Here is a 14,010-nt window from a genome sequence, read left to right on the forward strand (position 1 = left end):
GTCAACTCTCACATCTGCGCGCGGTCAGTTCAGGACCTCCCCTCCCCCTGGACGAAAAGTGCGGACCCGCCCGGACGGGTACGAAGCGCCGGGCGGGTTCGGCCGCGCGGTCAGCCGCCGCACAGCTCCAGCATGACCTTCTTGTCCGCCGTCGTGACCGGGAGCTGGTACTTCAGCGACACCTGGGCGAACCGCAGCGCGTACGAGCACCGGACCGGCTTGTACGGCGGCAGCCAGGACGCGGGGCCCGAGTCCCGCTTGGCGTTGTTGGCCGGGCCGTCCACCGGGAGCAGGTTGAGCGGGTCGTTGGCGATCTGCTGCCGCTTCGCCTCGTTCCAGCGGGCGGCGCCCATCTGCCAGTCGTACGACAGCGGCATGACGTGGTCGATCTGGACCTTGGTGGCCTGCTGCTTGCGCCACTCTATGGTCGAGCCGGTGTACGGGTCCTTGAGCGTCATGGCGACGACCACACAGTCGGACCCCGACCGCAGCTCGACCTTCTTGCCGTCCCGGGCCAGCAGGTCGTTGCGGGTGTCGCACCCGTTGCGCGAGAGCGGTATGCCGTCGACGGTGTCCTTCCACGCATACCCGAACTTGTCCCGCGCGTACCCGGTCTTGGGGCCGCGTCCCTTGGTGGCCACCTTCCCGATGACCTTCCGGGCCGCCGCCCGGTCCGCGTCGGAGGTGAGCGGTGCCAGCCCCGGCTTCGTGCCGTCGGCGTTGTCGAGCGGGCTGGCACCGAAGCCGGTGACCGACCCGCCGCCGCCGTTCGAGCCGGTGCCCGGGGACTCGGCACCGGACGTGATCTTCTCGGGGTCACAGCCGGCCAGGGCCAGCACGGCGGCCATGCCGAGGGCGGGCACCATCACTCGATAAGCGCGGGGAGATATCACTCGGAGCCGTCCTGACGGGGAGAAAGCCGAACCAACCCGGGAATCCTACGGACGTCTGCCCCGTTCGGACGCATCGATGACCGATGTCCGCCGCGGATGCGTCCCGGATCACACGGCCCGGCCGGGCTCACTCGGCCGTGAACTCGTACTGCAGCTCGTACAGATGGCCGGCCTTGACCATGACGGTCGCCTCGATCGGACGCTCGTCGTCGCTGTACACGACGCGCAGGGTACGCAGCACCGGCAGGGAGCCGGGAAGCCTCAGCGCCTGGTACTGGTCCTGGGTGGGGACACGTGCGGAGACCCGGTCGACGCTCAGACGTGGCGGGTGCCCCAGCTCCGCGAGGAGGGTCGGCGTGCCGCCCGGAATCTTTCGGCGTTCCGTCATCGCCGTGCCGCGGACGATCGTCAGCGGGTAGTAGGACGCGACCAGTTCGACCGGCTCGTCGTCCATCAGGAGGAGTTGGCGCCGCAGGAGCGCGGTGCCGGAAGCGGGAAGCCGCAGCGCCTCGGCGACATCCGCAGGCGGCTCGGTCTCAGCGACTTCGAGAAGTGAGATGCGAGCGCGGGAGCCGTTCTTCGCGGCCTCCGTCAGCCAGCGGTACGGCTCCCCCGAGGGTGCCGGGGTCATGTACGAGGCCGGGCGAACGGTGCGCTGCCGGTGGTCCCGGACCGTGACGGCGGCACCCGCCCTGCCGATCACCAGCCCTTCTTCCTTGAGTAGGTGCAGGGCTTTCTGCACGGTCGCGTTCGAGACGTCGAAGCGCTCCTTGAGGTGCACGGTGGACGGCAGGCTGGCTCCCGGCGCCAGGTCCCCGGACATGATCTCGTCCCGCAGGTCCGCCGCGATCCGCTCGTGCAGGGAGCGGCGGTCCGCAGCTTCCGCGTCCGGTCCGGTCACAGTCGTCCGATCCTGATCTCGTACCGCAGTTCCTGGCCTCGCGGCGGCATCACCATCACGTCGGCCTGAATGGGCCGGTCGTCCCCGTCCAGTGTGAGCCGCGTCAGTTCGAGCACCGGCTCGCTCGCCGCCAGGGACAGAGCCGCCCGCTCACTACCGGACGGCATACGGGCCACCACGCACTCCTGCGCCCGGACACCGGCGTAGCCCAGATCGGCCAGCAGCCGGACGGCCCCTCCCCGGATCTTTCCCGTGCCGGCCAGGCCCGTACCCCGGGCGATCTCCACCGGATAGTAGGTGTCGGTCAACTCGCACGCCTCACCGTCGAGATACATGATCCGCCGGCGCTCGACCACGTGCCGTCCCCGCTCCAGCCGGAGCAGATCGGCCACCCGGTCGGGGGCGATCACCTCTCCGGCCCGCACGATCCGCTGCGTACCGCGTCGCCCGGCGGCCGCCGCCTCGGCTCCCCAGGCATCGCCCCCGCCCTGAACGGGCGGCGTCAGGTACCGGGCGGACGTGCCGGCCCGCTCGCCTTCACCCATGGCCTTCTCCTTCACCGTCAATGCCCGGCGGCCCCCACCGAAGCACACGGTAGGCGACGCGGCCGGACTCCCCCAAAGGATACCTTGCCGCCTTTCGCGAATAGCAGTACGGTGAACGCGTTACGACCCACGAGCAAGGCGGTGAACCACCGTGTCTCTGTCGCATCAACGGCGTTTCCCCCGACGGCGCACTTCCGTCGGTGCCTCACGCGACTTCGTCGTCAGTGTTCTCACGGAGTGGCGGCTCACGCCCCTGATCGACGACATACGGCTCTGCGTCTCGGAGCTGGCGACCAACGCCGTGCTCCACGGCGTGCCGCCAGGGCGGGAGTTCGCCGTCCTCCTGCGCACGACGGAGGAACTCGTACGCCTCGAAGTAAGAGACAGCGGCAGCGGCCTACCTGTGGCCCGGCAGCCGGAAGAGGACAGTTGTTCGGGACGCGGCTTGTTCCTCGTAGGTGAACTCGCCGCGGAGTTCGGCGTCGACCACCACGTCGTCGGCAAGACCGTGTGGCTGACGTTCGAAAAACCTGCCGCGCCCTGACCCCGGGCACGGCACCGGCCCCGCCGGATGCCCGGCGGGGCCGGTACGGGCTACGGGCCTGCGGCGCGGCGGCCCCGCCCCCGTCGCTACGACCCCAGGATCGTGGTGAGGAACTCCCCAGTCCACGCCAGGAGTTCGCGGCCCACCACCGGCTTGCCGCCGATCCGGCCGGCCGTGGGGCGCGGGACCAGGATCTGGTGGAGGGCCGGCTTGATGACCGTCTTGGGGTAGAGGCGCTTCAGGCGGAGTTCCTGGGACTCGCGCAGCTCCACCGGGGCGAAGCGGATGTTCGGGCCCTGGAGGACGATGTCTCCGACGCCGCAGGCGCGGGCCAGCATGCGCAGGCCGGCCACCAGGAGGAGGTTCTCCACCGGTTCCGGGAGCTTGCCGTAGCGGTCGGTGAGCTCCTCGCGGACCGCCCTGATGTCCTCCTCCGAGTTGGCCGAGGCCATGGAGCGGTACGCCTGGAGGCGGAGCCGCTCGCCGGGGGCGTAGTCGTGCGGGATGTGCGCGTCGACCGGGAGCTCGATCTTGACGTCCAGCGGCGGTTCCTCCTCCACGCCGCCTTCGAGGGACGCCCGGTAGCCGGCGACCGCCTCGCCGACCATGCGGATGTACAGGTCGAAGCCGACGCCCGCGATGTGGCCGGACTGTTCGCCGCCCAGGAGGTTGCCCGCGCCGCGGATCTCCAGGTCCTTCATGGCCACGTACATGCCCGCGCCCATCTCGGTGTGCTGGGCGATCGTGGCGAGGCGCTCGTGGGCCGTCTCGGTGAGCGGCTTCTCCGGCGGGTAGAGGAAGTAGGCGTAACCGCGGTCGCGGCCACGGCCGACGCGGCCGCGCAGCTGGTGGAGCTGGGAGAGGCCGAAGTTGTCGCCGCGCTCCACGATCAGGGTGTTGGCGTTGGAGATGTCGATGCCGGACTCGACGATCGTCGTGGAGACCAGGACGTCGAACCTCTTCTCCCAGAAGTCCACCACCACCTGTTCCAGGGCCTGTTCGGACATCTGGCCGTGCGCGGTGGCGATCCGCGCCTCCGGGACGATCTCCCGCAGCCGGGCGGCGGCGCGGTCGATCGACTCGACGCGGTTGTGGATGTAGAACGCCTGGCCCTCGCGGAGCAGTTCACGGCGGATGGCCGCGCCGATCTGCTTCTCCTCGTACGGGCCGACGAAGGTGAGGACCGGGTGGCGCTCCTCGGGCGGGGTGGTGATCGTCGACATCTCGCGGATGCCGGTCACGGCCATTTCGAGCGTACGGGGGATGGGCGTCGCGGACATGGTGAGGACGTCCACGTTGGCGCGGAGCTTCTTCAGCTGCTCCTTGTGCTCGACGCCGAAGCGCTGTTCCTCGTCGACGATGACCAGGCCCAGGTCCTTGAACCGCGTCTCGGAGGAGAAGAGGCGGTGGGTGCCGATGACCAGGTCGACGGAGCCCTCGCGCAGCCCTTCGAGGGTCGCCTTGGAGTCGGACTCGGACTGGAAGCGGCTCAGCGCCCGCACGTTGACGGGGAACTGGGCGTACCGCTCGGAGAACGTGCCGAAGTGCTGCTGGACCAGGAGGGTCGTGGGGACGAGGACGGCGACCTGCTTGCCGTCCTGGACCGCCTTGAAGGCCGCCCGGACCGCGATCTCCGTCTTGCCGTAGCCGACGTCGCCGCAGATCAGCCGGTCCATGGGGACGGACTTCTCCATGTCCTCCTTGACCTCGGCGATGGTGGTGAGCTGGTCGGGCGTCTCCGCGTGCGGGAAGGCGTCCTCCAGTTCGCGCTGCCAGGGGGTGTCCGGGCCGAAGACATGGCCGGGGGCCGCCATCCGGGCCGCGTAGAGCTTGATCAGGTCGCCGGCGATCTCCTTGACGGCCTTCTTGGCGCGCGCCTTCGTCTTGGTCCAGTCGGCGCCGCCGAGCCGGTGCAGGGTGGGTGCCTCGCCGCCGACGTACTTGGTGACCTGCTCCAGCTGGTCGGTCGGGATGTAGAGCCGGTCGCCGGGCTGGCCGCGCTTGGCGGGGGCGTACTCGACGAGGAGGTACTCGCGGGTGGCGCCCTGCACCGTGCGCTGCACCATCTCGATGTAGCGGCCCACGCCGTGCTGCTCGTGGACGATGTAGTCGCCCGTCTCCAGTGTCAGCGGGTCGATGGTCTTGCGGCGGCGGGCCGGCATCCGGCCCAGGTCCTTGATGGCGGTGCGCTGGCCGGTCAGGTCCGTCTCGGTCAGGACGGCGAGCTTGAGTTCCGCGTCGACGAAGCCGTGGTCGATGGCGCCGCAGGAGACGTGGACCAGGGACGGCGAGATGTCCGCCAGGTCCTGGTCGAGGCGGGCCGGGATGCCCTCGCCGCCCAGCACCTCGACGGTGCGCGAGGCGAGGCCCTGGCCCTCGGTGACGTACACCGTGCGCCAGCCGTCGGCCAGCCAGCCCTTGGTGTCGGCGAGCGCGCGGGCGGTGTCGCCCCGGTACGCCTCCGGGGCGTGCATCCGGAGCTTGAGGGTGTCATCGTCAAGGTCCTCGTCGGCGGCGAACGGGGAGACCGACCACCACATCATCTCCAGCTCGCGGGCCCGGTCGCGGACGTCCGCGATGCCCCGCAGCGAGGCCGCGCCGACATCGATCGGGGCCACGCCGCCGCCCGCGGTGGCCGCCCACGACGCCTCCAGGAACTCCTGGCTGGTGGCGACCAGGTCGGCGGCCCGGGTCCGGACCCGCTCCGGGTCGCAGACCACGGCCATCGAGCCCCGGGGCAGTACGTCGATCAGCAGTTCCATGTCGTCGACGAGGACCGGTGCGAGGGACTCCATGCCCTCCACCGCGATGCCCTCGGCGATCTTGTCGAGCAGTTCGCCCAGCTCGGGGTGTTGTTCGGCGAGCGCGGCGGCCCGCTCACGGACCTCGTCGGTCAGCAGCAGCTCGCGGCAGGGCGCCGCCCACAGCCCGTGGGCGGCGATCTCCAGCGAGCGCTGGTCGGCGACCTTGAAGTAGCGGATCTCCTCGACGTCGTCGCCCCAGAACTCCACCCGAAGGGGGTGCTCCTCGGTTGGCGGGAAGACGTCCAGGATGCCGCCGCGCACCGCGAACTCACCGCGCTTCTCGACCAGCTCGACCCGGGAGTACGCGGCAGCCGCGAGCGCCTCGACCGTCTCGCCCAGATCGGCGCTCTGCCCGATCCGCAGCGCCACGGGTTCCAGGTCGCCGAGCCCTTTGACCTGCGGCTGGAGCACGGAGCGCACCGGCGCGACGACGACGGAGACCGGCCCGGTCTCCGGGTCGTCCTGCCTCGGGTGCGCGAGGCGGCGCAGCACGGCCAGCCGGCGGCCCACGGTGTCGGAGCGGGGCGAGAGCCGCTCGTGCGGCAGCGTCTCCCAGGACGGGAACTCCGCGACCGTGTCCGGCGGCAGCAGCGTGCGCAGCGCCGCCGCCAGGTCCTCGGCCTCGCGTCCGGTCGCGGTGACGGCGAGCACGGTCCGCCCGGCGTCCCTGGCCAGCGCCGCCACGGCGAAGGGCCGGGCGGCGGGCGGGCCCACCAGGTCGATGTGCATCCGGTGGCCGTCCCCGGCGGCCTTCACCGCTTCGGACAGTGCCGGGTCACGTACGACGACATCCAGCAGACCGTGCAGGCTCATGAAGGGCTTCCGTCCGGGTAATGAGGGCGAGATCTGGCAGCCGGCTGCTGACAGGGGCAACGCGAAGGGCCCGACACGTGTTTGGAGGGCGGTTTCCGGCCTGATCCGGAAAGCACCCCCCGGGCGGGCCGGGTGGTGTCCAGCGTACGACTCCGGTCGGACAGCCGCTCCCGCGATCGGGAACGGGCGGGGCCGCACGGCGGGAATACGCCACCCGCGGACGGGCACGATCACTGACGCGGCGCACATGGCAGCGGGTACGCTACCGAGCCCGTGAGCCGTTGCCCAGGCAGCGGCGGACGGCATCGTCGACCTGCACCTATTCAACGGCAATACCCGAAATTTCGGCTGCACACAGACCAGGCAGTGGGGGTATACGTGGGCAAGAACGAGATGTCCGTACTCGGGGTCTCGGAGGCCGAGGAGGACGTCTACCGGCACTTCCTGCGCAACCCCGGCGCCGGTACCGACGGCCTGCACCTGCTGCTGCACACCGACCCACAGGCGTTACGCGCCTGCGTCGCCCGGCTCCGGGAGCTCGGGCTGCTCCACCCCGAGAGCACTGATCCGGGGATCTTCCCGGCAGACCCGGACATCGCGCTGGCCCGGCTGGTCGACCTGCGGCTGAATATCCTCCACCAGGAGCTGCAGCGGGTCACCCGATCGCGCCACCTCATTGATGGTCTACGCGCGGAGCAGGGTGGCCGAAGACCCCCGCCGGTGGGCATCGAACAGCTGGAGGGGGTGGACCGGATACGTGACCGGATCGACGACCTCGCGTTCTTCGCGCGGGACGAGATCCTCTCCGTGGAGCCGTACACCAGGCTCTCCCCCGAGAGCATCGCCCGCTCCCGCCCCATGGATCTGCGATGTCTGCGCCGCGGCGTACGCATCCGGTCCGTCGTCGCGCGGACCGCACTGGAGGATCCGGCGACGGCCGCCCGTCTGCGGGAGCTGGCCGCGCACGGCGCCGCGATCCGGGTCACTTCCGACACCACCGAACGGCTGCTCGTGTACGACCGCCGGACCGCCCTCGTCCCGCTGGACCCGCGCGACCCCTCGCGCGGCGTGCTGCTCGCCCATCGCAGCGGCCTGGTCTCCAACATCGTCGCGCTCTTCGAGAAGATCTGGGACCAGTGCGTGGACCTCGCACACGCCGATGACGAGGGCGGCGGGCCGGCGGACGCGGCTCTGTCCGGGGCGGAGCGGCGGGTGCTCGTGTCGATGTGCACCGTGGGCAAGGACGAGGCGGGCGCCCGTGAGCTGGGCGTCTCGGTACGGACGTACCGGCGTCATGTCGCCGAGCTGATCCAGATGCTCGGCGCCACGAGCCGGGCCCAGGCGGCGCTGCTGGCGCGGGAGCGCGGGTGGGTGTGACACGGGAGGGCAGCCGGTGACCGGCTCCGGCCCCGCGCGGGGCGGTCATGGCGGTGCCGCGCGACGGCCGTCACCGCTCCCGCGCACCGCGCGCCCGGCCCTCCTCCGCCCAGTCCCCCTCCGCCCGGCTCCCCCACCGCCCAGCCCGCCAACGCCCGGTCGGCCAGGACTCCGCGTACCGTGCGGCGGACCGTGCCCCGGTCCGCCGACGGCCCCGGGGCGATCCGCAGCATGATCCGGTCCGATGCCACCGAACGCGGTGCGCAGTCCCAGTGGGGCGGCAGCAGGCTCAGCAGGCGCAGGACGGTGGTCCCGCCGGCCGGGGCGGTGCGGTCGACGCGCACGGCCACCAGGTCGACATGGGCAGAGCCCTGGCCGGGGGCGTCAACGGGGACGTGGCCGGGGGCAGGTCCGGGGACGTGGCCGCGGAGACGGACGGGCACGTGGGCGGGGGCGTCCGCGGGGACATGGCCGTGGGCCGGGTCCGTGCCGTGATCCCGACCGGCCCCGCTCGTCACCGGCCGTCCCCCTCGCCGTCCAGGATCTGCCGGGCCGCCGCCGCCATCGCCGTGATCCCGGTCGGCAGCGCGGTACGGAGGTCGGGGGCGAACTCCGGTGCGTGGTTGGCCGGTACGGGCGGTCCTCCGGCTCTGGCCGCGCGCCACGGCCCGGCCCCGGTGACACCGAGCATCCAGTACACCGTCGCCACCCCCTGTTCACCGAACCACGCGAAGTCCTCGGTGGCCGTGAGGGGCCCACAGTCCGTGACCCGGTCCGGCCCGAACAGGGCCTCGTGCGCCCCGCGTACGGCGGCGGTGGCGGCGGGGTCCGGCAGCAGCGCGGGCGACCGCGAGGTGACGGTGAGGCCGGGTTCCCGCACACAGCCGGACGCGGCGCACTCGGCCCGCACGATCCGCTCCGCGGCCGCCACCATCCGGTGGAGCACCGGATCGGACAACGCCCTTACGCACAGCGAGAGTTCAGCGGTGTCCGGGATCACGTTGCCGCGTTCGCCGGCATGGATCGAACCGACGGTCAGCACCGCGTGCTCGGCCGGCGACGTCTCCCGCGAGACCACTGACTGGAGCCGCATGACGGTGGCGGCCGCCGCCAGTACCGGATCGACGGCGAGGTGCGGGGTGCCCGCGTGACCGCCCCTGCCGTACAGCGTGACGTCCAGCGCCGTACTGGCCGCCAGCAGCGGCGTGCGCGGGTCCGCCGCGTGCGCCAGGGTGCCGGCCGGGGCGGGCGAGGTGTGCTGGGCGAGGACGGCGTCCGGGGTGCCGAACCGTTCGTACAGCCCGTCCGCCAGCATCGCCCGCGCACCGCACAGGGTCTCCTCGGCAGGCTGGCCCACCACCAGGACGGTGCCGCGCCACGCGGAGCGCGTACGGGCCAGCTCGGCCACCGCACCGTCGGCCGCCGCGAGATGGACGTCGTGGCCGCAGGCGTGCATCACACCGGGCACGGTGCTCGCGTAGGCCAGGCCGGTCCGCTCGGTCACCGGGAGGGCGTCGAGCTCGGCGCGGATCATCACGGTGGGGCCCTCGCCGTTGCGCAGCACGCCGACGACACCGTGGCCGCCGCCGACCCCTCGGGTGACGGTGCAGCCGCTCGCCTCCAGCCGTAACGCGAACCGGTCCGCGGTACGCCGCTCGGCCCCGGAGAGCTCGGGGTGGGCGTGCACGTCGAGACAGAACTCCAGCGCGGGGCGCAGCACCTCACGGGGGACGGCCGGGGGCCGGGGCGAGGCGGGGGTCCGCGGCCCACTGGCCGGCACCTGGGCCGGCACACGGGCTGGCGTCTGGCCTGGCGCACGGGCCGGCACACGGGCTGGCATATGGGCTCGCCTCTTCCGTTCGGTGGGTCTCGGTACCGAGCCTGCGCCGCCCCCGCGGCGTGAGTACGGCGTTCCGCTGTCACCGGGTGCCAGCGGGGTGACAGCGAAACCGCGGCCGATCTGACAGCGGCCGGGGCTGGAATGCCATCAGCGCAGGGGAACGGTGCCGGAACAGCCGGTCCGCCCCCGAGAACCCGAGGAGAACACCATGGCCCCCAAGACCGAGCTCGCCACCCTCGCCGACGAGATCCTGGAGCTGGAGTCGGAGACCTTCGAGATCTCGGACTACTCGGACGCCGCGGAGGTCGTGCTCGCCGGCTCCACGTCCTGCTCCTCGACGTCGACCTGTTCCAGCACCACCAGCACCACCTCCTGCTGCGCCTGATCCACGCCCGGCCGGTACGCACGGGAGCCCCCTCGCGAGCTGCGCGCGAGGGGGCTGTCGCATGCCGTGCCGGCACCGTCCCGCCGCCCCTGAGGTCACGGGAAAGGGTGCGGCACGCGCTTGACCCCGGTCTCCGGCAGCTCGTCCGTGCGCCGGCCGGCCGCCCGCAGCGCGGTCCGCAGCCGGGGCATCAGCAACGCCCGCTGCCGCGTCCAGCCGAAGTCGAGCGGCAGCAGGCCGGGCACGATCGTGGCGACGGTGTGCAGACCCATCCGGCGCTGCTCGGGGGTGGTCTGGTCGACGGCGATGACATCGTGCCCGGCGGCGGTGAGCCCGTCCCGCAGCAGGTTCAGATCGTCCAGCAGGTCCCCGGTGCGCGGCCGCCGCGCCTGCCAGTCGGCGAAGGTCTCCTCCAGTGACCGTACTCCGACGGGCTCCAGGTACTCCCTGGCATGGAGGGACATCGCGGGCAGGCCGTACAGCTGGGCGTGGTCCTTCAGCTGACGCACCCTGGTGAAGTCGCCGGACATCGCGGTGAGTTCGTCGTACCGCTCGGCCACCTGGTAGGGCAGGTGCGGGATGTACGTGAGCACTTCGGACAGGGCCGACTCAACGGCCCCCTCCGGGTCGAATCCGGCCGCCGCGGCGAACGACAGCGTTCCCGGGCCGCCGTCCCGGCGCACGGCGAGCGCCGTGACGACGGGGATGTCGAGGTCCATGCGGGTGTCGAAGGCGTGGACGTCGTAGCCCTGGAGCCCGGCCCGGTCGATCATGCTGCGGACGGCGGCCGAGCGGCAGGTGGTGAGGTCGATCGCGGTCAGCGGGGTGCGGCCGTACCAGGCGAGGAGGAAGGCGTCCCGCTCGATGAGTTCGAGGAGGCCGAACAGGATGGCCTCCTGCGGACTGCCGCCGGTGGCACAGCCGTTGGAGCACTCGAAGACGAAGTTGTCGGCCTCGACGCCGGCGCTGTAGTGGGCCAGCCTGGCGGGTACGAGGACGGGGCGGTCCGTGCGCAGGGAGTGGGCCCACACCCAGGGGATGGGCCGGTCCGGGTCGAACGGGGAGACCATCGGGTCGTTCGCGTAGGTGTCCGGGGCGTAGAAGCCGCAGTCGGCGGGGTTCAGCGCCCGGTCCGCGAGGTTGGTCCAGCTGTCGGTCACGGGTGAGGTGCCGCGCCGGCGCGTGGTGCCCGCGTACCGCTCCAGGCCCTCCAGGTGTGCGAGGACGCGGCTGGTGGCGTAGCTGTTGGCCTGGCCGCTCCACGTCACGTCGTTGAGTCCGGCGTAGCCGCGTACGAAGTGCGTACCGGCGACCGGGGCGGTGGTGGTGGACGTCGGGTTGATCCAGGTGTCGGCGCCGAGGGCGCCGCACACCGGGTTGGCGAGCGCGGCCGTCGGCAGCGCGTAGGAGGAGAGGGAGCGCAGCCGGTAGCCGTCCGGGTCGGGTTTGGGCGCCGGGCCCAGCGTCATCCGGGCCGCCTGCGCGGTGTCGGGGACCTCGTGGACGCAGTGGGGGCACAGGGGTTCGGGTAGCAGGGGGAAGGTGGCGGTGGCCAGGGTCGCCAGGTCGATGCGGGTGACGCGGGGCAGGGCCCGGTCGGCGGGGGCCGCCTCGGGGGTGTCGTGGCCGCCGCCCAGGACCGCGCGGTAGACGGCCCAGGCCGCGTCGACGGTGTACCCGGTGAGCACCGGCCAGTGGGTGGCGCCTTGCGGTGCGCGGCCGAGTTCCAGCGCCTCGCGCTCGGAGCGGCTGCGCAGCCGCTGCCAGCGCATGGCGAGGCACTGCCCGCAGGCGGTCGCGGTGCCGTCGCCGCCCCAGGGGCCGATGAGCACGGCCCGCGAGGTGAGCTGGACGTTGGCGGCCGGGCGGCTGTCCGCGTACGGGTCGGGGAGGCCGTGCCCGAGGGTGTCGGCGGCGCCCAACGGGACGACGAGAGGTGCGGGGAGCGTTCCGGGGGCGGCCAACCGCCCGTGTCTGGCGGTCAGTTCGTGCTGAAGTCCGGTGCGGGCCGACTCCAGTGGGCTCTCCCCGGGCAGCGGGCGGGTGGTGGCTGCGGCCGTGGCGGTAGCGGTGGCTGTGTTCATGACTTGTCGCTCCAGCGGAAGGTCCTCGCCGCGATCACGCACAGGACGACGGCGAATCCGGCCAGCACCGCGCAGGACAGTGCGATGTGGCCGGTGGTGCCGTTTCCGGTGAGCGCTCCGGAGATCCCGTCGTTGAGGTAGCGCAGTGGCAGGACGTACGACAGGTTCTGCATCCAGGCCGGCATGGAGTCCAGCGGGAAGAACGAGCCCGACAGGAACGCCATCGGAACCATCAGGCAGTTGGCCACGGCGGCGACCGCCTCCGGTGTGCTCGCGCTGCTGCCGACGATGACCCCTATCGCGAGGAAGGCCGTGATGCCGATGACCAGCACCGGCAGGACGAGCGGCCAGCGGCCGGCCGGCTGGAGGCCGAACACCGGCAGCAGGGAGACCGAGATGAACAGCACGGCCTGCACGGCCCCGATGCCGATCGCCAGGACGTAGCGGGAGGCGAGGATGGCGGAGAGCGGGGTCGGGGTCATCCGGATGAGGCGCAGGACGTCGTCGCGCCGCCACTGCATGAGGGTGAAGCCGACGCTGAAGACGGCCGCGTTCCCGATGCCCCAGGACAGCACGCCGGGGGCGATGTAGTTGATGTAGGGCCTGCCGCTCTCCTCGACCGTCTGGCCGTGGAAGATCAGGCCGAAGACCACCAGGAAGACGAGCGGGAAGGCGAACGTGAAGAACAGGGTGGTCTTGTCGCGTGTGCAGGCCCGGTATCCGGCCGTGGTCAGCGCCGCGTATGCGCTCATCGGAGTCTCCGTATCGCTGAAAGCGGGGTGGTGGGGACGGGGCGGCATGACGGGGAGCAGGCGTTGCTAAGGCGTGGGCGTGGTGGCGCCCGTGAGCGTCAGGTAGACGTCCTCAAGACTCGCCGTGCGTGTCTGCACGCCCTGGAGACCGGTCAGTTGGTCGATCGCGGACAGCACCCGGCCCGATTCGAGGGTCTCCAGGACGAGTGCGTCGGGTTCCTCGGTGACCCGGTCGACGCCGTCGATCTCGCGCGCCCGTGCGGCGTCCAGCCGGCCCGGCGGGACCAGCAGCCGGGTGGTGGGGTTCGAGCCGGCGATGAGCCGGGCCGGGCTGTCCAGGGCGGCGATGGAACCGTCGACGATGATGGCGACGCGGTCGCAGAGCGCCTCGGCCTCGTCCAGGTGGTGGGTGGTGTAGATGATGGTGCGGCCCGCCCCCTTGAGCTCGCGCAGCACGTGCCACAGATCGCGTCGGGCCTGCGGGTCGAGGGCGGCGGTCGGCTCGTCGAGGAAGATCAGTTCCGGTTCGTGGACCAGTGCGGAGGCGATGGCGAGCCGCTGGCGCCGGCCGCCGGAGAGGTCGCCGACCCGGGTGTCGCCGTGTTCGGTGAGGCCTACGGAGGCCAGGGCGCGTTCGGCCGCCGCGTCGTCCGTCCGGTACAGCGCCGCCACCGTGCGCAGGTGCTCGCGGGCGGTGAGCCTGACGAAGAACGCCGAGCTCTGGGTCTGTACGCCGAGCCGGGGCAGCAGCGCGGCGTTGCGTGGCCAGGGGCTGCCGCCGAGGACGGTCACGGTCCCGGAGTCGGCCCTGCGCTGGCCCTCCATGATCTCCACGAGTGTGGTCTTGCCCGCCCCGTTGGGTCCGAGCAGGCCGAAGAACTCGCCGCACGGCACGGTGAGCGACACCCCGTCGACGGCACGGGTGTCGCCGTACCGCTTGTGCACACCGTCGAGGACGACGGCGGCCGGGTGGTCGCGGTCCGGGCCGGCCTGGGCTCCGGAGGCGGTGGACGGGGCGGTGGGGGTCATGGGCTTCTCCTTGTCCGCCACTGATCGGCGGGTCGGGCGGCGG

11 protein-coding genes are annotated in these 14,010 nt (G+C 72.2%); 3 read left to right on the top strand and 8 right to left on the bottom strand.

Annotation, left to right across the window (positions count from 1 at the left end):
- Nucleotides 1–110: 110 nt before the first annotated feature.
- The 3 genes from ACZ6S6_RS13920 to ACZ6S6_RS13930 form a co-directional block, all read right to left on the bottom strand.
- The gene (locus tag ACZ6S6_RS13920) at nt 111–866 is read right to left on the bottom strand and encodes an HNH endonuclease family protein (protein ID WP_362955021.1); all 756 of its coding nucleotides are present in this window, start codon (nt 864–866) and stop codon (nt 111–113) included.
- A gap of 154 nt (nt 867–1,020) precedes the next feature.
- A complete protein-coding gene (locus tag ACZ6S6_RS13925) occupies nt 1,021–1,794 on the bottom strand; it encodes a GntR family transcriptional regulator (RefSeq protein ID WP_362955023.1) in 774 nt (257 codons plus the stop codon).
- The gene (locus ACZ6S6_RS13930; RefSeq protein WP_362955024.1) at nt 1,791–2,339 is read right to left on the bottom strand and encodes a UTRA domain-containing protein; all 549 of its coding nucleotides are present in this window, start codon (nt 2,337–2,339) and stop codon (nt 1,791–1,793) included. Before ACZ6S6_RS13930 ends, ACZ6S6_RS13925 begins: the two co-directional genes overlap by 4 nt.
- Nucleotides 2,340–2,490: 151 nt before the next feature.
- On the opposite strand from ACZ6S6_RS13930, the gene ACZ6S6_RS13935 reads away from it, so the two are divergent.
- A complete protein-coding gene (locus ACZ6S6_RS13935; protein ID WP_362955025.1) occupies nt 2,491–2,883 on the top strand; it encodes an ATP-binding protein in 393 nt (130 codons plus the stop codon).
- 86 nt (nt 2,884–2,969) lie between these two features.
- On the opposite strand, the gene mfd is transcribed toward ACZ6S6_RS13935, so the two are convergent.
- Nucleotides 2,970–6,500, bottom strand: a complete 3,531-nt coding sequence (mfd, locus tag ACZ6S6_RS13940; RefSeq protein ID WP_362955027.1) for a transcription-repair coupling factor — start codon at nt 6,498–6,500, stop codon at nt 2,970–2,972.
- A 378-nt stretch (nt 6,501–6,878) separates the two neighbouring features.
- On the opposite strand from mfd, the gene ACZ6S6_RS13945 reads away from it, so the two are divergent.
- Complete coding sequence (locus tag ACZ6S6_RS13945) at nt 6,879–7,877, top strand: helix-turn-helix transcriptional regulator (protein WP_362955029.1); 999 nt, start codon at nt 6,879–6,881, stop codon at nt 7,875–7,877.
- Between the two features lie 514 nt (nt 7,878–8,391).
- Here ACZ6S6_RS13945 and ACZ6S6_RS13950 read toward each other — a convergent pair.
- Nucleotides 8,392–9,717 (bottom strand): amidohydrolase, encoded by a 1,326-nt coding sequence (locus ACZ6S6_RS13950; RefSeq protein ID WP_469705776.1) that lies wholly within the window; start codon nt 9,715–9,717, stop codon nt 8,392–8,394.
- Between the two features lie 208 nt (nt 9,718–9,925).
- Between ACZ6S6_RS13950 and ACZ6S6_RS13955 the strand changes: the two genes are divergently transcribed.
- Entirely contained in the window at nt 9,926–10,102 is a 177-nt protein-coding gene (locus ACZ6S6_RS13955) for a thiazolylpeptide-type bacteriocin (RefSeq protein ID WP_073790073.1), read from the top strand.
- A gap of 95 nt (nt 10,103–10,197) precedes the next feature.
- Here ACZ6S6_RS13955 and ACZ6S6_RS13960 read toward each other — a convergent pair whose 3' ends face one another.
- The 3 genes from ACZ6S6_RS13960 to ACZ6S6_RS13970 form a co-directional block, all read right to left on the bottom strand.
- The gene (locus ACZ6S6_RS13960) at nt 10,198–12,186 is read right to left on the bottom strand and encodes a TOMM precursor leader peptide-binding protein (RefSeq protein WP_469705777.1); all 1,989 of its coding nucleotides are present in this window, start codon (nt 12,184–12,186) and stop codon (nt 10,198–10,200) included.
- Nucleotides 12,183–12,938 (bottom strand): ABC transporter permease, encoded by a 756-nt coding sequence (locus ACZ6S6_RS13965; protein WP_469705778.1) that lies wholly within the window; start codon nt 12,936–12,938, stop codon nt 12,183–12,185. Before ACZ6S6_RS13965 ends, ACZ6S6_RS13960 begins: the two co-directional genes overlap by 4 nt.
- A gap of 66 nt (nt 12,939–13,004) precedes the next feature.
- Nucleotides 13,005–13,967, bottom strand: coding sequence for an ABC transporter ATP-binding protein (locus ACZ6S6_RS13970; RefSeq protein WP_469705779.1), 963 nt, complete (start codon nt 13,965–13,967; stop codon nt 13,005–13,007).
- Nucleotides 13,968–14,010: the final 43 nt, after the last annotated feature.

The organism is Streptomyces sp. NPDC048671 (genome assembly GCF_055587045.1).